The sequence below is a fragment of the Anaerosporomusa subterranea genome (assembly GCF_001611555.1).
GTDB classification, from domain to species: Bacteria; Bacillota; Negativicutes; order Sporomusales; family Acetonemataceae; genus Anaerosporomusa; species Anaerosporomusa subterranea.
This window is the reverse complement of the sequence record NZ_LSGP01000006.1, coordinates 74179-95757: the sequence shown is the minus strand read 5'-3', so window position 1 is coordinate 95757 and position 21579 is coordinate 74179. Positions and strand designations below refer to the sequence as shown.

18 protein-coding genes and 1 tRNA gene are annotated in these 21579 nt (G+C 45.3%); 13 read left to right on the top strand and 6 right to left on the bottom strand.

Going from position 1 to position 21579, the window contains the following annotated elements; genetic code table 11:
- Positions 1–2: 2 nt before the first annotated feature.
- Together addA and AXX12_RS02585 are read left to right on the top strand one after the other, a co-directional pair.
- Positions 3–3734, top strand: coding sequence for a helicase-exonuclease AddAB subunit AddA (addA, locus tag AXX12_RS02590; RefSeq protein ID WP_066237726.1), 3732 nt, complete (start codon positions 3–5; stop codon positions 3732–3734).
- Between the two features lie 274 nt (positions 3735–4008).
- Positions 4009–5565, top strand: a complete 1557-nt coding sequence (locus AXX12_RS02585; protein ID WP_066237723.1) for a bifunctional metallophosphatase/5'-nucleotidase — start codon at positions 4009–4011, stop codon at positions 5563–5565.
- A gap of 232 nt (positions 5566–5797) precedes the next feature.
- Here AXX12_RS02585 and AXX12_RS02580 read toward each other — a convergent pair whose 3' ends face one another.
- Complete coding sequence (locus AXX12_RS02580) at positions 5798–6415, bottom strand: LysE/ArgO family amino acid transporter (RefSeq protein ID WP_066237720.1); 618 nt, start codon at positions 6413–6415, stop codon at positions 5798–5800.
- Positions 6416–6590: 175 nt separating this feature from the next.
- On the opposite strand from AXX12_RS02580, the gene AXX12_RS02575 reads away from it, so the two are divergent.
- Both AXX12_RS02575 and AXX12_RS02570 read left to right on the top strand, forming a co-directional pair.
- On the top strand, positions 6591–7502 hold the full coding sequence (locus tag AXX12_RS02575; protein ID WP_197470626.1) for a DMT family transporter: 912 nt from the start codon (positions 6591–6593) through the stop codon (positions 7500–7502).
- Positions 7503–7675: 173 nt separating this feature from the next.
- Positions 7676–7751 (top strand) — tRNA-Ala (locus AXX12_RS02570).
- Between the two features lie 393 nt (positions 7752–8144).
- On the opposite strand, the gene AXX12_RS02565 is transcribed toward AXX12_RS02570, so the two are convergent.
- Entirely contained in the window at positions 8145–9179 is a 1035-nt protein-coding gene (locus AXX12_RS02565) for a restriction endonuclease (protein ID WP_066237717.1), read from the bottom strand.
- A gap of 106 nt (positions 9180–9285) precedes the next feature.
- On the opposite strand from AXX12_RS02565, the gene AXX12_RS02560 reads away from it, so the two are divergent.
- From AXX12_RS02560 to AXX12_RS02535, 5 genes are all read left to right on the top strand, one after another.
- Positions 9286–10686: an anion permease gene (locus tag AXX12_RS02560; protein WP_066237714.1), complete on the top strand. Its 1401-nt coding sequence runs from the start codon at positions 9286–9288 to the stop codon at positions 10684–10686.
- Positions 10687–10729: 43 nt separating this feature from the next.
- Positions 10730–11629, top strand: a complete 900-nt coding sequence (ttdA, locus tag AXX12_RS02555) for a L(+)-tartrate dehydratase subunit alpha (RefSeq protein WP_066237711.1) — start codon at positions 10730–10732, stop codon at positions 11627–11629.
- Entirely contained in the window at positions 11626–12240 is a 615-nt protein-coding gene (gene ttdB, locus AXX12_RS02550; RefSeq protein ID WP_066237709.1) for a L(+)-tartrate dehydratase subunit beta, read from the top strand. The genes ttdA and ttdB overlap by 4 nt, the downstream gene beginning before the upstream one ends.
- A gap of 315 nt (positions 12241–12555) precedes the next feature.
- A complete protein-coding gene (locus tag AXX12_RS19955; RefSeq protein WP_066237706.1) occupies positions 12556–13641 on the top strand; it encodes a methyl-accepting chemotaxis protein in 1086 nt (361 codons plus the stop codon).
- Between the two features lie 307 nt (positions 13642–13948).
- On the top strand, positions 13949–14227 hold the full coding sequence (locus tag AXX12_RS02535; RefSeq protein ID WP_231881763.1) for a hypothetical protein: 279 nt from the start codon (positions 13949–13951) through the stop codon (positions 14225–14227).
- Positions 14228–14502: 275 nt separating this feature from the next.
- On the opposite strand, the gene AXX12_RS02530 is transcribed toward AXX12_RS02535, so the two are convergent.
- The 4 genes from AXX12_RS02530 to AXX12_RS02520 all read right to left on the bottom strand — a co-directional run bounded on the left by AXX12_RS02530 (position 14503) and on the right by AXX12_RS02520 (position 18806).
- Positions 14503–16017: a dihydrolipoyl dehydrogenase family protein gene (locus AXX12_RS02530; RefSeq protein WP_066237696.1), complete on the bottom strand. Its 1515-nt coding sequence runs from the start codon at positions 16015–16017 to the stop codon at positions 14503–14505.
- 545 nt (positions 16018–16562) lie between these two features.
- Positions 16563–16664 (bottom strand): (2Fe-2S)-binding protein, encoded by a 102-nt coding sequence (locus AXX12_RS19745; RefSeq protein WP_231881761.1) that lies wholly within the window; start codon positions 16662–16664, stop codon positions 16563–16565.
- A gap of 108 nt (positions 16665–16772) precedes the next feature.
- On the bottom strand, positions 16773–17372 hold the full coding sequence (locus AXX12_RS02525; protein ID WP_066237693.1) for a TetR/AcrR family transcriptional regulator: 600 nt from the start codon (positions 17370–17372) through the stop codon (positions 16773–16775).
- Positions 17373–17489: 117 nt separating this feature from the next.
- A complete protein-coding gene (locus AXX12_RS02520; protein ID WP_066237690.1) occupies positions 17490–18806 on the bottom strand; it encodes a purine/pyrimidine permease in 1317 nt (438 codons plus the stop codon).
- A 1026-nt stretch (positions 18807–19832) separates the two neighbouring features.
- On the opposite strand from AXX12_RS02520, the gene AXX12_RS02515 reads away from it, so the two are divergent.
- The 4 genes from AXX12_RS02515 (at position 19833) to AXX12_RS02505 (ending at position 21286) form a co-directional block, all read left to right on the top strand.
- Positions 19833–20021, top strand: a complete 189-nt coding sequence (locus AXX12_RS02515; protein ID WP_066237687.1) for a hypothetical protein — start codon at positions 19833–19835, stop codon at positions 20019–20021.
- A gap of 123 nt (positions 20022–20144) precedes the next feature.
- Entirely contained in the window at positions 20145–20315 is a 171-nt protein-coding gene (locus AXX12_RS19555) for a LexA family protein (RefSeq protein ID WP_197470625.1), read from the top strand.
- A gap of 145 nt (positions 20316–20460) precedes the next feature.
- The gene (locus AXX12_RS02510; protein ID WP_066237683.1) at positions 20461–20763 is read left to right on the top strand and encodes a hypothetical protein; all 303 of its coding nucleotides are present in this window, start codon (positions 20461–20463) and stop codon (positions 20761–20763) included.
- Between the two features lie 136 nt (positions 20764–20899).
- The gene (locus AXX12_RS02505; RefSeq protein ID WP_066237680.1) at positions 20900–21286 is read left to right on the top strand and encodes a hypothetical protein; all 387 of its coding nucleotides are present in this window, start codon (positions 20900–20902) and stop codon (positions 21284–21286) included.
- Positions 21287–21579: the final 293 nt, after the last annotated feature.

Here is a 21579-nt window from a genome sequence, read left to right as displayed (position 1 = left end):
TAGTGGGTTGGTCGTCCGAACAAATCCAAGCCATTGAAACCCGGGGCTGCAATTTATTGGTTGCGGCTGCTGCTGGTTCAGGGAAAACCTCGGTGCTGGTAGAACGCATCATTCATCAAATTACCATGCCTGGCCCGCAGGGCGAGGAGCCGATCGACGTTGACCGTATGTTGGTTGTGACGTTTACCAGCGCGGCTGCCGCCGAAATGCGATCCCGTATCGCCGCCCGGATTGCTGCCATGCAGCAACAGAAGTTTTCCCGCCGTTTAGCCAGACAGGCGGCTCTGTTAAATTCGGCTAATATCTCGACTATCCATTCATTTTGTCAGTCTGTCGTACGCAAGTATTTTTATTTGCTTGACCTTGATCCCGGCTTTCGTGTCGGCGCGGCAGCTGAAATGGAACTGCTGAAAGCTGATGTGCTAGAGCAAGTCTTTGCCGATTGCTATGAGGCAGATGATCCGGGGTTCAGCCTATTGATCGACCACTACGCTGACGCCGACGGTGACGATACGCTGATGCAGTTGGTGCTTAATCTCTACGAATTTTCCCGCAGCCATCCCTGGCCTGAACACTGGCTGCGCCAGCTAGCCAGCCGGTTTGATTTGCCGGCAGAGACAGGCGTTGATGATACGCCTTGGTCGAACCTTTTGCGGCAGGAAATTCTGCTCCAACTGGAGAATCGGGCCTGGGCGCTGGATCGACTGATCAGAGAAGCAGAAGCTGATCCCGACTTTGGCGCTTATGCTGAGACATTTGCCGCCGACAGTGAAATAATTGGTGAACTCATCCTGGCTGCCCGCCTTTCCTGGGCGAAACTGGAACAGGCCTTTGTCGGGCTGGATTTCGTTAAACTCAAAACCGTACGTGGTGGTGACGAAGACCGTAGAGAGTACTTTAAATCGCGGCGTGATGCGGTGAAGAAGGCTGTTAACGGAATTCGAGACAGCTATTTCGCCCGCAGCGGTGCCGATTTGATTGTAGATATGCGGGGGCTTACCCCGCTGGTCAGCGCGTTGGCGCAGCTGGTTATCGCGTTTTCCACGGCATTCTCTCAGACAAAGCGTAAAAAGAGTGTGCTTGATTTCAGCGACTTAGAGCATTTTTGTTTAGCTGTCCTGCTTGATGAATCTAGCTCTCCCGGTGATCCCAAGCCGTCAGCCGCGGCCCTACAGATGCGGGAAAGTTTCGCCGAGGTGTTGGTGGATGAATACCAGGATACCAATGGCGTGCAGGAAACGATACTCGTGCTCCTGACTCGTGACGACCCGCCGAACCGCTTCATGGTCGGCGATGTCAAGCAAAGCATCTACCGGTTCCGTTTAGCTGAGCCGCGATTGTTCATGGAAAAATACCGCTCTTACCCGTCAGAGGGCATTGGACCTTGCCGCCGCATCGACCTGGCTGCCAATTTTCGCAGCCGGGCGCTCGTGCTGCATGCGTCTAATTTCTTATTTGGTCAGTTGATGACCGAAGCGGTCGCCGAGCTTGACTACGGTGAGGCTGAACGCTTGAATCCCGGACTCGACTACCCGCCGTGCGCGGATAGTCTGGCCGGGGTGGAACTGCATCTCCTGGAACGCCGCCCTCAGGATACAGAAGCAGAGCAAGCTGTGGTCACTGAATCTGAGTCTGACCCTGCGGCTGGACAATCAAGCCATGACGGCAGCGCTGCGCTGGACTCGTTTAGCCGCGAAGCTGCCTGGATTGCTAGCCGTATTAACCAACTGATGCAGGGCGGGCATCAGGTCTATGATAAAGAGACGAAAGGCTACCGGCCATTAGGGTGGCGGGATATTGTCATTTTATTGCGGTCGGTTCAGGGAAAGGCACAGCCAATGCTTGACCTGTTGCGGGCGGCTGGCATTCCTTGCTATGCGGACATGGATACAGGTTACTTCCGGGAAACAGAGGTTGGCATCATTGTTTCCCTATTGCAGATACTGGATAATCCCCGCCAAGACATCCATCTGGCGGGAGTACTGCGCTCGCCGTTGTTCCATTTCAGCGGTCAAGAGCTGGCGTTGCTGCGAGTCGCTGATGGTGGCAAGGAACATCACCGCGATCTATGGGATTTGCTGCTGTCAATGGCTCAAGAGGAAACTCAACAGCCCCTGCTTAAAGAGAAGACGGCCGCTTTTATCACCACTATCGCTCGCTGGCGCTCATTGGCCCGGCGGCGCAGCGTGGCGGAATTGCTGTGGCTGATTTATGAAGAGACTGGCTTTTATGATTATGCTGGCGGCATGCCTGGCGGCGCCTTTCGCCAAGCAAATCTCCGGGCCCTGTTCGACCGGGCCCGTCAATATGAGGCAACCAACTATCGAGGCTTGTTCCGCTTTCTCCGCTTCATCGAAGCGCTCACCGCACGGGGTGCTGATCTTGCGGTAGCGCGTGCCTTGGGTGAAAACGAAAATGTTGTACGGATCATGAGTATCCATAAAAGCAAGGGACTGGAATTCCCGGTCGTGTTTGTCGCTGATATTGGCAAGGAAATTAACCTTAGCGATACCCGTGAGTTGGTGCTGTGTCACCGCGATTGGGGAATCGGACCCTATGTCACCTTGCCAAATCAAGGCTATCGCTATCCGACGCTGGCACGGTGGGCGATTGCACAGCAGCTTCGCCGTGAAACCAAAGCGGAGGAACTGCGGATACTCTATGTTGCCCTGACACGGGCGAGAGAAAGGCTGATTCTGGTTGGTTCAGCCCGGGATCTGGCGGCTAAGTGCATAGCCTGGGCCGAATCAGCAACTTTAGGCGCGCGGACTCTGCCAGAAGCGCAAACTGCCGCCGCCAAGACATATCTCGACTGGATTGTCCCTGCCTTGGTTCGCCATCCTGACGGCGCTCCACTGCGGGAAGCGGCAGGCATAACCGATAATGCTACTCCGGAAGGACTGGAAATCGATACTAATAGTTCGTGCTGGCAGATTACTCTCGATTTCACGCCAGATACTGGCAGTGATCAGGCCGAGGGCGAACAGGAATCCGACCTTTGGCAACAGATGCGGCAATTACAGCCGGTTTCTGTGAGCAGCGATGCCGCCGAGATTCGGCGGATATTGAATTGGCAATACCCGTATTCGGCTGTAGTCGGTCAGCCGGCCAAGCTGACAGTTACGGAAATCAAGCGCCGGATGGCAGAAACCGCAGCGGAGGCAAAACTGTTGTATACACCGACACTGTATTCCCGGCCCCGCTTTACCGGCGAAAAGAAGTTGACTGGTGCGCAACTCGGTACAGTGACTCATTTAGTCATGCAGCGCATCCAGCCCCAATTAGGCCTAACCAAAGCCGACATTGCCCGACAAGTGGAATTCATGACAGCGGCGGAGTTTCTGCTGCCAGAGGAAGCTGCGGCAGTAGACATTGACGCGGTAGCTGCATTTTTTACCAGCGATTTAGGCAAGAGACTGCAGCAGGCTCTCTGGGTCAAGAAAGAACTGCCGTTTAGCCTGATGCTGCCTGCCGAACGGTTCGCGCCAGCAACTCAAGGCAGCGGTGACAGCGTATTTGTGCAAGGGACACTAGATTGTCTGTTTGCTGAAGCAGACGGCTTGGTGTTGCTTGATTATAAAACTGACTATACAGCCGATGCCAGGCAGCTTGCCGAGCGCTACGCGGTGCAGCTCTCTCTGTACGCGGAAGCGGTGACAGCCATCATCGGCCAGCCGGTGAAGGAAAAGTTTATCTATTCTTTCTGCCGGCGGGAAGCGGTGCCAGTTGAGTGAGATTGATGGAGGACGCTAACCGCAGAGAGGGCTACTGGAGATTCTAACCGCAGAGTACGCAGAGTGCGCTGAGGGTGCGCAGAGGGTACACCCGCGGAGGCTAGCGATTGTGTAAAGGCCGCTGTGCGCCTGCGCAAAGGGAATACACAAAAAAATATGCGCATGTCCTGCGCACTGTACAATAATAACTCCCTCCTCAACAGATCCTCTGTGTACGCTGTGGTAAACGTAACTTCGTTCTTGCGAAAGCAAAAAGAGAAAGGATGTGGAACTCGTGAGAAACCTGTACTCCCGCCCCTCTATCCTTGTGTTGGCCTTGTTGTTGGTTTTGTCTATTGCATTGCCGGTAGCCGCTGCGCCTTCGTACGTTCAAGTTGATATTTTGACAGTTAACGACTATCACGGCGCATTGGCTGAAGCTGGAAAAAATCCCGGCGCGGCAAAGCTAGCCGGATGGTTGCGCGCAGAGCGGGCGAAGAATCCTGAGGGAACGCTGATCCTCAGCGCGGGCGACATGTTCCAGGGTAGTCCGGACTCCAATCTTTTATATGGCAAAACTGTGGTTGATGTTATGAACAACATTGGCTTTACCGCGATGACTCTCGGCAATCATGAATTTGACTGGGGAATTGATACTCTGAAAGTTCGCGCCAAGCAAGCGCGCTTTCCATTTGTTGCTGCCAACATTCTTGACAATAAGACGAACAAAGCTGCTGATTTTGCCAAGCCATACATGCTCATTGAAAAACAGGGTGTTAAAATTGCGATTGTCGGCATGGCAACACCGGAGTCTGCTTATAAGGCCAGCCCTAAGCTAGTCAGCGGGCTGACGTTTGCCGATCCGGCGGCAACTTTTCGCGAACTGCTGCCAGAACTGAAGCGTCAGGCTGACATTGTTATCGTACTGTCACATCTCGGCGGTGCAATTGACCAGCAGAACGGCGCTCTGACTGGTGAGGCAGCTGAATTTATCGAAAAAAGCGTTGGTGTTGATGCACTGATTACCGGTCACTCACACGAGGGCTATGCCATCAAGGCGCAAAATGTACCGGTGGTGCAAGCACGTTACAACGGTCGCGCTGTTGGCAAAATTTCGCTGCTCTATGTCCCCGGATCGAAACAAGTCTTAGCATCGAGCGCTGCGCTGATTGAGATGGATCCGGCGATACTGACCGCTGATATTGGTGTAGCTAAAATACTGGATGCAGCTAAAGCAGAAATTGATCCAGTAAAAAATATCGTTCTCGGTAAAACAACCCATCCTTTGTCCCATGATCGCAAACAGCTCTCACTCTTAGGGCAGTGGTCGTCAGATGTCATCAGAAAGGCGGTCGGCGCCGATATCGCTCTGCAGAACGGCGGCGGTCTCAGAACCAGCATTCCAATGGGCACGGTAACTATGGGTCAATTGTATGAGGTAATGCCGTTTGACAATACCCTGGTCACTGCCGAAATGACAGGGGCGCAAGTTCTCAGCGTTCTCGAATATGGTATCCGCAATGAACAGATTGGCATGCTGCAGTTTGCTGGTATCAAAGTTATCTATGATGCATCGATGCCTGCAGGCAAGCGAGTAGTAGAAGTGGTCATGAGTGATGGCAAACCGCTGAAACTGGAAGGTAAATATAAAGTTGTGACTAACGATTTCATGGCCTCAGGCGGTGATGGCTTTACGATGTTCAAAGATGCGCAGAATCTGACTGATACCTATCAACCGGTGCGCGACGTGCTCGTTGACGCCATTCGCCGACAGCAAACTCTGAACTTCGTCGGCGACGACAGGTTGACTGAGGTTTGGAGCATTATGAAGCAGGAGAAACCGGCAGCGTAAGCACGAAATAAGGGACGATAACCGCAGAGTGCACAGATGGCATGGCGGACTGCATTAACATGTAGAGGTCTACCAACCAACGTGGAAGCAAATTTGGACATGAAGAAAGCCGATTTTCCTGCACTAAGGAACATCGGCTTTAATTTTTACTATTTTTTTGGTCCGTTTTTTAGTTGGAGTTCAGTTATCTATCAATCCATGTATGATCTCAGTATCAAATGAATTGCCGATTTCAGAATGTATTGTATAGCTGAATAGCAATATATACGGCTACAGTCCATATGATTATTGCTGATACTTTATTTATCCTTTTAAGAATTTTACCTTCAGAGTCAAAATTACCTACAATCTTTCCAACTACAGCAAGACTTAGAAACCAAAGCCAGGAAACAAAAATACAGGCAGCAGTAAATGCCACTTTTTCTGAACCAGCGTAGTTTAGTGAACTCGTTCCAATCACACCAATCGTATCAAGAATTGCGTGAGGATTAAACAGCGACACTGACATGGCAAACACAATTTGTTTTTTTATTGGCATTGCTGCGTCATTTTGGTTAAAGTTTGCAGTATCACTCTTCCAAATCGAGTACCCCATATAAACTAGAAATACTATTCCAATAGAAAAGATGGCTGTTTGCAATACGGGAACTGTTAACACAATGACAGAAACTCCTAATACAGCTAACAAAATGAGTAAAGTATCGCAAAGTGAAGCTGTAATGATAACTGGAATTGCATCGCTAAACCTTGGTTGTGAGGCGCCTTGATTAAAGACAAATACATTTTGTGCGCCAAGAGGGAGGATTAACCCGAAGGCTAACACTATTCCATGAAGTAATGCTGCTAACAAAATATTTCCTCCTAGTTTAAAGGTTGTATCGCCTATGTTATAACTTATTTCGGCATTTTTCAATAACTTAATAAATTTAGCTCAGTTATTCCCTATTAAATTAAGTTATGTTACGATAAAACAAAATTCTCTGTGTCTGCAGTAAAGGATTCTTGGTACTGCTAAGGAGGTTATTATGGAAAATTCACAGGCGGAGACCAGTGCCAGCGAGCGCGTATCTGCATCGAGATATATGGCGGCAGCGTTCGCCGCCATGGCATGCGCCATCATTCTTTGGGCCTCTGCCTTTGCAGGGATTCGCACCGGTTTGGCCGCATTTAGCCCTGGACATTTGGCTCTGTTCCGATTTCTCTGCGCTTCAGCGGCGCTGGCGGCTTATGCTGCCGTAGTGCGCATTCCGCTGCCCGAACGCAAGGATGTACCGCGGATCGCTCTACTTGGATTTTTTTGGATTACGGTGTATCATACTGCGCTCAACTATGGCGAAGTCACCGTATCTGCTGGTGCGGCCAGCTTTTTGATCAATGCCACGCCGGTTATAACAGCTGTCTTAGCAGCGGTGTTTTTGCGTGAAAAAGTAACTCCGTTCGGCTGGTTGGGTATTGTCGTCAGCTTTGGCGGCGCTGCGCTCATCGCTTGGGGTGAAGGCGAGGGAGTGCGCTTTGACGCGGGAGCGTTATGGGTTTTGGTGGCAGCGGTTGCGTCTGCGCTTTCAATCGTTATCCAAAAACCACTGCTGCAGCGTTACTCAGCCTTACCATTAACAGCCTATCTGGTTTGGGCAGGCACTCTACCGCTGCTGGTTTTCTTGCCTGGTCTGACCGGGGCGATTACAGACGCTCCGCTTTCCGCCTCAATGGCAGTTGTCTACCTAGGCGTCTTTCCTGGAGCGGTCGCCTATGCAAGCTGGGCCTATTTCCTGTCCATCGTACCTGTGTCGCGGGCGGCTAGTTTTCTGTATCTCTCACCGCCGGTGGCCGTGCTGATTGCCTGGCTGTGGTTGGGAGAAATGCCAACACTGTTTACCCTGGCTGGCGGGGTACTGGCGCTCAGCGGAGTGGTTATTGTTAATCGTTGGGGCAGATAATGACGATTAGAAGTAGATCAAGAGTCCCTTCTCGCAGAAGGGGCAAACGATAGAGGTGTCCTTGCCCGCTCCGTTCTAAGATGAAAAGAATTGCAAAAAAAAATTCACAAAAAACTTTTTCCGGCCAGAAGGAGAATAATATCTCTACACGAATACATAATAAGGTAATAGTTGGGGGCGTAGCTCAGTCGGGAGAGCGCTTGGTTCGCATTCAAGAGGTCAGGGGTTCGAATCCCCTCGTCTCCACCAATATAGTACAAAAATATGTAATAAAATGTGTGACTGACCGGAATAAATGTCGTCCTGGACATTAATAGGGTCATTTGACTCGTGGACATTAATAGGGTTCAGAAAAAAACTACCATTTTTTGATGGTAGTTTTTGTATTTATGATTAAAATTAAGTGTTTGAACCTAATGTCAAACCTTCCCGATTATCCAGTTATTAAAAGACAATTACTAGCGTCCCGCATTTACCGACGATGACAAATTAAATACGGTACTTGCAGAACTTGGCTTGGGAGGCAGGGATTCCATTCGTCATATTCTGCAGCTACGATGTGATTCGTAATGAGGATTTCCTCGCCGAGCTTTATGAAAAGAGCCAAATCATCCACTTTCAGCGGTATACGTTGCCCGATGGTTATCTGGCTTTTATGAGGGTACTCAAGAAGCTCAATGAAAGTCTTCCTGGTGAGAGCGTGTTTTCTTTGGTGGAGGGGCAAAACTGCCAGTATCTATATGTGCATTCTCTGGGGTGTATCGGTCGCCTGTTTGATATCTTGAAAAACGCCCTTAAGTTTTCTGCCGGTAATATGATGAAAATACTTTCCATAGAATCAATTGAGGCAAATAAAGGACTGCCGAAAGCCGTAAGCAAACTGAACGGTACATAAAAATTGGCGAGCAGATTATGGCTGAAAGCGATGAGCAATGGACGGAATTGTATGGAGAGATATCCAGTTACTTTGGCAATAACAACACTGATGAATGCACACAGGATGCAGAGGATCAAAGTAAGGAGCAGGTCGCATAAAGCAAATACACCGTCCATCTTGGGCGGTGTATTTGCTTTAGAATTACCAATGATTTGTATTGTGTTTTGCTTGAGGGCTAAATCCTGGTATACTTTATCTCTTGTTCGAGTTGAATTCACAGCCAAATCTTTTGCGCCTTTAGTGAAATACGAATTAGTCACAACTATTGCTTTTTGACAGTTGTAAATTGCTTTGGAAGCTAAAACCTGTTGTACCGAATCTCCCGATACCAGACTGTTATAACATTTGGCTTGAATCGCTGTTCGCTCTCCAAGCTTTTCAATAATTAGGTCTGCTCCCATATCGCCAGTTACGGAGGTAAAGTCGACCTTAAAACCACGGGCTGTGAATATTTTGCCTAATAACTTTTCAAATTCAATCCCCGACATTGTATCAGCATAGTCTAAGTCTATGGCTGTACCACGATACCCTTTGGAAAGCATATTCTGTTCTATCTCTTTCACCCTCTGCGCTTGAGAGAGTGAGGCTATCTCAGATGAAATAAGTTTTTCAATGTTTACTGGGATTCGGAATCTTGGTCTGTTTTCATTCACTTGACGGCTGCTTCTACAGACGGATCGGCAGAGCGGGGTTTTGAGTTTTGCGACCATTTGAAAATATTCAAGTTGTCGTAAATCCATAAGCTCCTCTCCTGCCATTGATTAAATCAATTATACCATTGCGCTTTTCTTATGCTAAACCCAAAAGATTCAAGCGGCAACAAGAAATTTTAAAGGGGAGTGGGTAATGAATAACTTAACACGTGGACTTATTGTGATCGCGGTAGGTGTTATTCTCTGGTTTATCCCCGTGCCGGTCGGATTAAAGCCAGAGGCATGGAAGCTGATGGCAATATTTGTTGCGACAATCCTGGGCTTTATTCTGCAGCCTTTGCCCATCGGATCAGTCGCATTCATCAGTATTACCTTCACTGCTCTGTTAGGGGTCTTAAAGCCAGCGGAGGTATTATCGGGTTTCAGTAATGGTACAATTTGGTTAATCGTGTCAGCTTTTCTTTTCGCCAAAGGGTTTATCAAAACAGGACTAGGCCGACGTATCGCCTATATGCTAATCCGGTCTTTCGGCGATAGTACACTAAAGTTGGGATATACGCTGGTATTGAGTGACTTGATCGTTAGTCCCGCCACTCCGTCGAATACGGCTCGGGGCGGCGGTATTATGTTTCCTATCGTGCGCAGCTTATCTTCTGCCTTTGACTCAGAGCCTGGTCCTTCCGCACGACGGGTTGGCGCTTATCTGATGAAAACCTCATTTCAAGGTAACTGTGTTACATCGGCAATGTTTATGACATCTTGCGCTCCCAATCCATTAATGGTTCTCTTAGCTGCCAAGACAGTAAACGTAGCCATTTCTTGGGGAACATGGGCGCTGGCTGCATTCGTTCCTGGCGTTGTTTCTCTTGCCTTAGTCCCATATATTCTTTACAAAATTTATCCTCCCGAGGTAACGAAAACACCAGAAGCAAAGGTAATCGCCGCTAAGGAAATTGAAAAAATGGGACCGATGAGTACAGCCGAGAAGATCATCGCCTGTGTTTTTGTCGGTGCTCTCACCTTGTGGAGTACGGCCCAGTTTACCAAACTAGATGCTACGGTTGTGGCCATGCTCGGGGTATCTGTAATGATGGCTACAAAGGTATTAGACTGGAAAGACGTGCTTGAAGAAAAGGGCGCATGGGATACGATGGTTTGGATGGGCAGTCTCGTCGGCCTTGCAGACTATCTCAATAAAACAGGTTTTATACCCTGGTTTGCCAAAAGCGTCGGAGCAATGCTCACAGGCGTAGAATGGGTCCCTGCGTTGGCGATTTTGCTGTTTGCTTACCTCTATAGTCATTATGGGTTTGCCAGTTTATCCGCCCATGTAACTGCCATGTACTCTGCTTTTCTTGCGGTTGCGGTGGCTGCTGGGGCTCCTCCATATCTCGCCGCGTTATCTCTCGCATTCATGTCAAACCTCATGGGATGTCTCACACATTATGCAACAGGGCCTGCTCCTGTCTACTTTGGCGCAGGATATATTGACCAGGGGACTTTTTGGAAGCTTGGTTTCATCTTGTCAATTGTCTATATGGTTGTATGGGTAGGCTTGGGCTCTATTTGGTGGAAGGTTATCGGGCTTTGGTAGGTCAAGTTATTGAATTTGGTAAAAAAGAAGGAGTGGATTACAAATGGATAACCAAGAAGCTTTGGTGCAACTTACCGGAAAAATTGCAAAATTCGTGGGCATAGTTGGCAAGATACTGCCAGGTGATGTAACTGCTAAGTTAAAAGAACTTAGTGAAAGCGAAACAATGCCGATGGCAAAAATGATTTATGAATGTATGGAAAAAAATCAACAACAAGCGGCGGAATTAGACAGACCTTCTTGTCAAGATACAGGTTTAATTCAAATGTTCGTACGGGTTGGTTCCAAGTTTCCTTATATTGATGACTTAAAAAAGGTTCTGAAGGATGCAGTATTTATCGCGACGAAAGAAGCGCCTCTTCGTCATAATTCAGTTGAAACATTTGATGAAGTGAATACTGGAACCAATACAGGTACAGAGTCGCCTTGGCTATACTGGGATATCATTCCGAATAGCGATAAATTAGAATTAGACGTATACATGGCTGGCGGCGGGTGTTCGCTTCCAGGGCAAGGGAAAACCTTAATGCCAGGTGAAGGGTACGAAGGAGTTGTCAAGTTTGTTCTTGATATCATGACCTCCTATGGATTGAATGCATGTCCTCCTTTATTGATAGGCCTCGGTATAGGCACTTCTATTGATTCCGCAGCTTATATGTCAAAAAGAGCACTGATGCGTCCGCTTGGAAGCCGCAATGCCAATCCAAAAGCAGCTGCTTTAGAAGAAGAAATGGCTGCAGCTATTGATTCTATAGGACTTGGACCTCAAGGATTAACGGGTACAAAATCGGTTATGGGAGTGCACATTGAGAATTCAGCCCGTCATCCATCGGTTATTTCTTGCGCAGTTAATATTGGCTGCTGGGCGCATCGCCGGGGGACTATCATATTTAACAGTGATTTAAGCTACCAATCTAGTACTCATAAGGAGGTTGTGTTATGAAAAAAATCCTGAATACGCCTGTTTCAGACGAAGACTTAAAAGATATTAAAATTGGCGATGTTATCTATCTTAATGGCCATATTGTTACTTGCAGGGACGTAGCGCATAGACGACTTATCGAGCTGGGCCGCGAATTACCGGTAGATCTTAAAGGCGGTGCTATTTTCCATGCAGGTCCTATTGTTCGAAAAATTGAAGGTACAGATGATAAATATGAAATGGTTTCGATTGGACCAACTACAAGCATGAGAATGGAGAAATTCGAAAAAGAATTCATTGAACAAACCGGTGTTAAAATAATTGTTGGTAAAGGTGGTATGGGGCCTAATACAGAAGCAGGATGCAGGGAACATAAAGCATTGCATTGTGTATTCCCCGCTGGCTGTGCTGTAGTAGCTGCAACGTGCGTAGAAGAAATAGAAAGCCAACACTGGATGGATCTGGGGATGCCTGAAGCATTATGGGTCAGTCGAGTAAAAGAATTTGGACCACTAATTGTTTCTATTGATGCAGAAGGAAACAATATTTTTGAGCAGAACAAGATAGCGTTTAATGAGCGCAAAAATGCCGCTTTAGAAGCACTTTACCCGAAAGTTAGGTATATTAAATAAAGTTGGATTACGCGAAACGTTCCTTGCCTTATCGCGAGGAACGTTTCACGTTAAAGTAAGACAGGTATGAGAGAAACATGGTAGGAGAATGAGATGGTACGGATTGCAGGGTATATAACCGTCGAACAAAAAGTAAACAGCTCCAGGTTTTTGCCTAACGACGAAGGATAATGACGGACACCCTATTTCCGAGGATACTGCAGAAATCAAAGAACGTCTGCAGGCGATGATCAGGACGCTATTGTGGACAGAGGCTTCCCCTACTCGTATTGCTTCCATGTAAAATTCTGCAATTTTCCGTATGGAGGAATGATCATGTCATTAAAGCTTGTTGTAGTGGGGCCAAATGATTCTGCTGCATATGAACTTGAAAAAGTAGTCATAAGTACACTGGGCGACTTAGTGGTAACACAGAGGGCTACTTTAGGCGATTATCGCAATACGATGGCAGATATCTATGTATGTTATAGCACCCGGGAAAAAGAATTTATTAATGATTTTGGCGCTGAAAAAGTATGTGCAATTGAAATGCGTGCTCCTGCTATATTCTTCATACAGATTGCCAAAATACCTGCTGGCGAAAGCGTAGTCATTTTCAATAATAATCAAGGCGGCGCCGATGTCATTTTGAAATACTTTAAGGAATACCAGATAAATCACATAAACGTTAATGTCGTGGCATTTGAAACAGAAACTAGAGAGGAATTAATCAGGCAAAAGCTATCTTGTGCCAAATATATTATTGGAAATGAGGGTTATGTAGGCAAGGGATCATTGCTATTCTCTAAGTATGGAAATAGCTTGGGGTCTGACCATATCGTTATTGCAAGTCCCCCTAGGGAAGGAACTCCTGAATCAATAAGCAGAATGGCAAAAAAAGTGATATTTGAGGCTCAAAAACAAAATAAAAATCAGCTTCTTATAAAACAGTCACACCGTATTAATGAAGCAATTAACAATGTGGCTGCTACAGTTGAAGAGTTAAATGCGTCCCAAGAAGAATTAGCTGCTACAATGCAGGCAGTTACGGAGTTATCTAGCCAGGCCATAAAAGATGTGAAAAACACCCATAAGATATTAGATATTATTCGCCAGATAGCAAAACAAACAAACCTATTGGGACTGAATGCAGCGATTGAGGCTGCAAGAGCTGGAGATCAAGGTCGGGGTTTTTCAGTTGTCGCTGAAGAAGTACGGAAATTATCCGTTCAGAGTACTGATGCAGTAAGGAGCATCAACCTAACGCTAGATCAAATGAATTCTTCGTTTGGAGAAGTTATTAGTAATACCCAGCAAACGGCTATAATTGCCCAGGAAAATGCTAAAGCCACACAATCCATTACAGATATGGTGAATGAATTGCAACAAGTAAGCGAAGAAATGATTCGTTCTTCTCAGTAAAGGGTAGATAACCATTAGGTAAATCAGACATCAATTACTAATAGGGAGAGTTAATTATGGGCGATTATGGTAAATGTGCTCAATGTAAGTTAAGTGACAGAATCTGCCGAGGGCCTGGCGGGCATTATCCTACATTTTGCTCAACCATTCTATATTCTGATGCCTTGAAAAAAGCGGCCGAAGAGTACAAAATAGATGATATAGGAGAGATTGCCAGGCAAGCATCAGTCCAGGAAGCAGAGTGTTATATTGATCGCGGGTCCGAACCGAATAAAAGAAGTAATTGTGAAATAGTAGGCGAGGAGAGATGATGGACAATAAAAGTGCTTGTATACATAGCCCAGCACAAAGAAGAGCGCTATTAACCGGGGGGGTGGCACATTTTATACATGACGGTTTTACCGATATGTTATACATCTTTTTTCCAATATGGCAGATGCAGTTCGCTTTATCCTTTACCGAAATTGGAATTTTAAAGACCCTCTTTTCCGGTACGATGGCGGGGTTCCAAGTACCGTCAGGAGCTGTCTCGACTAACAGGAATATCCGTTTAGACGACAAAAAGGGTACTTTACGTAAAGCGTAAGGTGCCCTTTTTGACCGAATTCAGCCAGTTATTTACTGAGCTAGAGAGGAAGCGTACGGACACGTACAATCTAAAACTCGAGGTTGGTGGGGAACCAGAGACAATTAAAGAAAAATAGCGTAAAGAAAAAATGACCGATGAGCAAAGATCTGCACTTTCAACCAAATACGACGAAAAGATGTCCGGATCCCTATGCTTCTGAGAGATGCAGCGGTTGCAGGTGGAGTTGCTTTTATTGGTAACTCCAGGATTCTTTGGTTTTTAGGAAGTGATGCTTATCTTCCGCCAAAATAATACTGGATCCACATGATAACTTCTGATAAGGAAGGGTGCGGTGTCATTGTTTCGCCTACACTGATCACGGAGTGCGGATCTAAATTGCGGGTTAGCCTGGACTCGCGCAATTCTTTAACCGTTTTGGACGCGATATTTGGGTGTATGGGGGTGATTTTTGTTTCACCGGCATTCATAAGATTAACAACCGGTTGCAGCAAGATGGAAGCTTGCGGCCCGATTATGTGTACTCCTAAAATGGTGTTCGCGCTTTTATCTACCACCAGTTTTACAAATCCGTCATGCTCATCGCCGGGATTAAAGCCCAGGGCAAAACCTTTAGCAGTTGATGAATAATGATGTTTAGCTGTGACCACATCGTAACCTGCCTGAACAGCCTGCTGCTCTGTCAGACCTACATGAGCTACCTGGGGATAAGAAAAGGTTACGGCAGGTACAACATCATAACGGGCCCAACGCCAATCTTCTGGTTGATGCCCGCCAAATAAGTTATGGGTCACTATCTCAGCTTCATAATTGGCTTTATGGCGAAAAGGAGCTTCTCCATTGACATCGCCAAAGGCCCAAATACCTTCTACATTCGTTTCTAGAAATTCATTCGTACGGATCCATCCGCAGTTGTCTGTTTCGATCGATGTATTTTCTAGATGCAACGTATCTGTGTTTGGACGGATTCCGGATGCAAGCATGATTTCATCTGCACGCACTTCCGTAGTTTCACCTGTTAATCTATCTTCAAGGGTTAAAACTTTTTCTCCGTTCGCTACCCTTACTGCAGTTGCTATATGATTTAAAAATACGGAAATTCCAAGATTGCGAATCTCCTTTAGAATTTGAGCAGAGATTTCTTCATCCTCTTTAATTAACAGACGAACATTCCGCTGTACCAGAGTGACCTTTGTTCCCGTAGCGGCAAATACGTGGGCAAATTCAGTGCCAATGGGTCCTCCACCCATGATGATTAAACTTTTATAGGGATTTGGGGGATATTTTTCGCCAAAAAGCGATTCTGAAGTAAGATAACCGGCTTCTTCCAGTCCATCAATGGGCGTTATATTTGTACGTGCCCCCACAGCGATGAAAATCTTATCTGCTGTGAATTCGTCCGATAGGGTACCATCATTCATTGCTATTTGCAGTTTTTTTTCTCCCGTAAAATAGCCAGTTCCTTGATATGCATCTACATTATCCAAAGATTGATAATAGGCTAGAATGTCCTTGCTCTCGTTTATCTTTTGCCATACGCGCTGAGATACTTTTTCCCAATTCATACGAGCCGGAGCAACATCTACGCCGATTTTCGGGAGGTCTTCGATTTCTCTAATATAGTCTGCCGCTGTAACCATAACCTTTGTGGGAATGCAACCACGTGTCAAGCAGGTTCCCCCAAACCTTCCCTTTTCTATTTGGGCACACCTCAAACCCTGACTAATAGCCGCATCTAAGACTATATTGGCAGAACCTGAACCGATTACAACTACGTCATATTTTTTCACGATATTCTCTCCTTGTTGAATCAGTTTTGTTTAATGTTGTAGAAAGAAACTATCCATCAACTAGTTCTTCTAACTCGATCAATCCTAAGTATTTGTAATATAGATTTTTACATTATTTTATGCCGCAGAACAAGGTATTGGTAGTTGGTCACCAGATACACGATGGGTGCGTAAACTGCCTGGCTATTCAGAATGACATTTATTCGTTGGACCCACGGACACTTTCTAAGCGTACTCTGAACTGGCGGACACGTATAGGGTTTCGAACTGACCAGTTTAGATGATTTTTTGGTTGAAATTAATGGACTTGCGGACAATTATAGTATCCAGCTCTGGACACTCTGGACAACAATAATAGGGTTGCAGGAAAAGGGACCGTCTATAGAGCGCATGCTTTTTAGACGGTCCCTGAAGGAAAACTTAAGACTGGGAAGGTGCGTACTGCATAACTCCTGGTCCTATTTTATATCTAGCTTGAGTTAGCCCGTGGCGTAATGCCACGGGCTAACTTTGCGATTAGTGCTATTGAGTTTGTAAAAGTTCGATTATTTTCGGTGTATATCTTTTCCACCGCATGAGCCGGAACCGGCTCCAGTGGCTTTCTGTACTTTCTCCAAGGTATCTGCACCGCTAGCAATAGCCTTCATTATAGATGCACGGCTAATATCTTTGCATATACAAACCTTGGTTAATTTTCTAGAATTTCTGTATTTAGATCTTCGCTCAAATGACCTACCCCTATTCGATTCTAATGCCTATTCTTTTAATAACACTCTCAATACCTGGTCTACTAATGTATCAATATACGTTTCATCCAATTCTTTTTTATAGATAAGCACAAGAAAGTATATAGGTCCGTAGAGCATGTCCAAGGCTACATCTTGATCAATCGAGGAGTTAATTTCTCCCTGTGCAATTCCTCGTTCAAGGAATCTCTTTGCAGCTAAACGGTTAGGAGCAAGATAAGACAAATAAAATGATCTAGCTACTTCTGAGTCTTTACCGCTTTCGGCAATGATAGTTAGCATAGTTTGTCCGATAGTACTATTGAAAACCTTAGCAAGGCTTTGTAATTGCCGCCGAAAGTTTTCCCGAGTTGATGTGGTATCGAGAAACTGGATCTGGGGCGTGATTGATATAAAGAAAGCATCCATAACAACAGCAGCTTTGTTTTTCCACCAGCGATAGATAGTTGCCTTACTCACCCCTGCTTGTGCAGCAATACCTTCAATTGATAAGGTTGCATATCCGTTGTTTTCCAGTAAATAAATAGTTGCTTCAATAATAGCCCTTCTGGATGCTTCGCTTCGAGGGCGTCCTACTGAGTGACATGAAATGTGTTTTTTATCTTTCATATCGATTTCCTCACTTAATGTGAATGTTTGGGATTGCAGACAAGATTAAAAAATTCTAACCCTCAACATTATACCAAAAACTGATGGGTTTGAAACAAGTTAGTATTGAGCACGTTTTTATTTGGATGAGGGTTTCCAAACTTGTTCCAATACCAGGGCAATGAGCATACCGACCATGACACCGTTGCTGAGTACATATTGCAAGACGGTCGGCAAGGTGGAAAAGACTATTTGCGGTAAAAACATCACACCAACTCCAAGAGATAGCGACACACCCAAAATTGTGAGCCGACGTTGGTCGAGTGGCTCTTTAAGAACTGAGATCAAACCGATACCAACCATTTGGGTAAAAGAAGCAAACATGGCAGCATAGGCAACTGGACCAGGTAGCAGTGAAAGCATGGAATATATCACCGGCAAGAACGAAACAGCTACCAAGGTAACGCAAGCAATAAAGTAAGGCAACATACGGCTTTGACCAGTCATCCGTACAAAGCCTGCAGCGACAGAGAATGGCACAACGCCAACCGTTGAAAATACCGCCGACAGGATCGTGTTTACCCCGCCGACAATCCCCCCGTTTTTCAAACTGCCTCTTTCACCGTTCAGTTGTCTGGTAGTCTCTGCTGCGGACTCTCTTTCCCCGAGTACTTGTTGCATAGCTGCAATACTAGCGATAATACTGGATATTAGAACAAATGCGACGATGATAGAGGAAATAACCATACCGACGTCCAAATGCGGTAATCCCCATGAAAATACTTTAGGAATTGACACTATAGTTGATGACGGGGGCACCATCTGTGCACCATTAACCAGAACAAAAGCCAACCAACCAACCAACATTCCGATCAGAACAGCATAACTTTTCATCCAGCCTTTTCCCCAAATCGAGAGAGCAAGAACTAAAGCAAATACGGCAAAAGAAACAACGACATTGCCGATATGAATTTGGCTTGATGCATTGTTGATTCCAATCATTCCTTTTAAGAAAACACCACCGAGTTGAAAGGCTAAAATCATTAGGTAAACCCCATTGACAAGCGGTGTAAAAAATTTAAGCATACGATTCATCCAGCCTAGTGAGCCAATTATAATCAGAAGCGTTCCGCTTACGAGCATCCCGCCCATCAATAATTGAAGAATTCCAGTCTGTCCCAATCCTTGCATTGCCGCCATTTGTCCCATTATAACGAATACTCCAAGCCATATACCTGCTGGACCATCAGGTATTGGCAGTCGATGACCTAGCCATGCTGACAATAAAGAGGATAAACCTACAACCAAAAATGTTCTTTGCATTAATCCTGAAATTTCAACAACCGAAAGATTAAAGACCTGACCAATTACAATAGGAAGCGTTAAGGAGTTGGCAAGTAAAAACACAAACCACTGTATGGAACCAATTCCGGTTTCTAATTTAAGATTCTTCATTGTTACAACCCTTTCTTTTAACTAGATAGTTTTATTAAGTACATTACGATACGATCCGTAACGTATCCAAATTATAAACGGTTACATCATTTTTTGCAACAGTGGAAATTTTTATTTCTTGCTTAAAGTTGTCAAGGATTCTCTGCATGGTCTGGCCGTTTGCTTTTCAGCGGATGCGAGCAAATGAATGTAATATACATCAGTTGTAAATAATTCATACTATGGAAAAATAAAATACTCATCCTCCGGGGTGGGTGGTTTTTAATGCAGTAACCAAATCCTTTCCTCTGCCATATAATACACCATAGAATAGTTAGGAGGTGTACATATGGGTCGTAATTGCGGTTTTGGTGGTTTTGGAAACGGATTTGGTGGAAGTGGGATTATAATCATCATCATCATACTACTTCTGTTTTGCGGTTTTAACGACGATAGTTCTAGCTGTATTTAATAGCGTGAGAATAGGGCACGCCGTCCATTCGTAATTTCCTGCATTTCCTCCTTCGGTTAAAATGCCCTAACACCAGGGCATTTTAATTTTTGCACTAAAAAACATCGCTCAGGGTATGACTCCGCTCACCACTCCAGCCCTGCCCCTTTGGCTAGGGTTCTTTTATAACGTAACAGTTTTCTTTCATTCAACATATTATGAATTAGATTCAAGCTAGGAGGTGTGTTTTTATGGGTCGTGGCTTTGGAGGCTGCGGGAATGGTTTTGGTGGAAGTGGGATTATAATCATCATCATTATCATACTTCTACTTTTTAGCTTTGATAATGATACTTCGATTATTTAATTCTTAGAGAAGACTGAGAAATCCCATCTATTATTGACAGTCTACAATTATCTCCTTCATTAAAATGCCCTAGCACCAGGGGCATTTTAATAATTTCACAATAGTACAGGCCGTCTATTATTGAGATCATACCCCGTTCACTCTCCGTGGGCGGCTTTTAATTTCAGTAAAAGGGATATTCTACTTCTAAGTTGAATAGTCTACGTAGCATCGATGCGTAGGAGTGATTTTATGAACCAAATAGTTTTGCGTTGTAATGATGGCATGTTCGAGGTAATGATGCCCAATCAAAATAACGATGATGTGGGAGTATACAAATTTAAAGACTACGAAGAAGCTTTTGTTTTAGCATTAGAATTTTCTTTTAAGCTAGGAGTGCCTGTTCAAAATCAGCACCTTGTTTGTAATATTGATAAGTAATCGATGACTAGCCGTTCTCTGGTGAGGCGGCTTTTTAATTTCCACCAATCTCCACCTTTACAAACATACAGTCATAATTATATAATGACAACACAAACAATTGTTCGCAAAGGCGGGGTAAATATGCCAGACAACAAAATGAAAGCAATCTTAGAATACCTCTCAAACCGTACTGAACAGTACACGCCAACCGTCTGCGAAATTGCCAGCGCAATCGGCGTGAGCGTTGAATCAACACACCACATGCTGACAGTCTTACGAGACCGCGGCTACATCACCTGGGATCCCAGGTGATGCGGGCATGACCAGAAAGTCTTTGTAATGGTATTAGCCGAGCGTTATACTGTCATATTCTTGTCGTTATATGTTATAGTACAGACAGTAAACAATTGGGGAAATGTTTTTATAAATAGCATAACGAAAAAATGTGATTTACTCTATGGTCGGTATCATGCAAGTAGGCTTAGGTGCATCAGTAATCGAAGCTTCTTCATTACATAATGATGGTCCTCTGCGGACTGTACGATTAGAACAGCGTCGAGATAATGAACGGCGGCGTGAACATGATGAACGGAAGCGCAAAGAAAATAAACGGCATGAAAGCGAAATGAGGCGGCGCTCGCATGAAAGCGAACGAGAATGGCATAACCGCCAAGAGCGTGAAAGAGATCGCCATGACGGTGCGCTGCGTGAAATTGCAGCTCTTCTGATTGAAATTGCAATTGGCTCGTCGAGTAATTAGTCAGGTGATAGCTTCACCTGGTACTAGTTGCTGGATGCAGAGATTCCGCTCACCCTCTGGGGTGGCGGTTTTTTGTTTTCTCAAAAAGAATTCTAAAGTTTGCCATTCATAATAAGAACCAAGGAGTTGATATTTTATGAATCGTATAGCAAAAAAAATAGCCATCTATTCTATGGTTGGTATCCTGCAAGTAGGTTTTGGCGCATCGGTAATTGAAGCTTCACCGATACATAATGTTTCATCGTCCAGGCAACAACAGGATGATCGCTATGATCGAGATCATAACCAAAACCAAAACCAGAAGCAAAAACAAGATCAAAAACAAAAACAAAAACAAGAGCAGGAAAAACGCGAACGTCAACGCATTGAAAACGAACGGCATGAACGCGAAATGAAACGACGCCATAATGAGAACTATCGTGAATGGCATGAGCGCCAGGAACAGGAAAAGGAGCGGCACGAAAAAGCCTTGAAGACGATTGGCGGTATAGCTTTATTGGCTGTGATCCTGAGTAATAATTAAGGGCTGTTTATTTAGTGATGACAATACGTTATGCCGCTTCCTTCGGGAGGCGGCTTTGTTATATCCATAAGTATATACGTGGGTTGCCGAACCAAGCTCTATACGCCAACTGTTAGAAATTCGCTGAAGATGGCAGAGAAAGTTGGGTAATTAGTAAAAAAATTCATTTCTTGCGCTGCTTGCGCTCTTTCCGCACTTTGTCGCTAAGCTTTCCTCGTCGTCCAAAGACTGCGTTAACGGTCTTTCTTACGTATCAGGGAGGAAAAGCGATAATCGAATGAGAAAATGGTATA

Bases quoted from the DNA above. Each gene is read 5' to 3' on its own strand.
- AXX12_RS02565 (WP_066237717.1), bottom strand. From the start codon at position 9,179: ATGGATTTACGACAACTTGAATATTTTCAAATGGTCGCAAAACTCAAA.
- AXX12_RS19955 (WP_066237706.1), top strand. From the start codon at position 12,556: ATGTCATTAAAGCTTGTTGTAGTGGGGCCAAATGATTCTGCTGCATAT.
- AXX12_RS02560 (WP_066237714.1), top strand. From the start codon at position 9,286: ATGAATAACTTAACACGTGGACTTATTGTGATCGCGGTAGGTGTTATT.
- ttdB (WP_066237709.1), top strand. From the start codon at position 11,626: ATGAAAAAAATCCTGAATACGCCTGTTTCAGACGAAGACTTAAAAGAT.
- AXX12_RS02575 (WP_197470626.1), top strand. From the start codon at position 6,591: ATGGAAAATTCACAGGCGGAGACCAGTGCCAGCGAGCGCGTATCTGCA.
- AXX12_RS19555 (WP_197470625.1), top strand. From the start codon at position 20,145: ATGCCAGACAACAAAATGAAAGCAATCTTAGAATACCTCTCAAACCGT.
- AXX12_RS02515 (WP_066237687.1), top strand. From the start codon at position 19,833: ATGAACCAAATAGTTTTGCGTTGTAATGATGGCATGTTCGAGGTAATG.
- AXX12_RS02525 (WP_066237693.1), bottom strand. From the start codon at position 17,372: ATGAAAGATAAAAAACACATTTCATGTCACTCAGTAGGACGCCCTCGA.
- AXX12_RS02520 (WP_066237690.1), bottom strand. From the start codon at position 18,806: ATGAAGAATCTTAAATTAGAAACCGGAATTGGTTCCATACAGTGGTTT.
- ttdA (WP_066237711.1), top strand. From the start codon at position 10,730: ATGGATAACCAAGAAGCTTTGGTGCAACTTACCGGAAAAATTGCAAAA.
- AXX12_RS02505 (WP_066237680.1), top strand. From the start codon at position 20,900: ATGAATCGTATAGCAAAAAAAATAGCCATCTATTCTATGGTTGGTATC.
- AXX12_RS02535 (WP_231881763.1), top strand. From the start codon at position 13,949: ATGATGGACAATAAAAGTGCTTGTATACATAGCCCAGCACAAAGAAGA.
- AXX12_RS19745 (WP_231881761.1), bottom strand. From the start codon at position 16,664: ATGAAGGCTATTGCTAGCGGTGCAGATACCTTGGAGAAAGTACAGAAA.
- AXX12_RS02510 (WP_066237683.1), top strand. From the start codon at position 20,461: ATGGTCGGTATCATGCAAGTAGGCTTAGGTGCATCAGTAATCGAAGCT.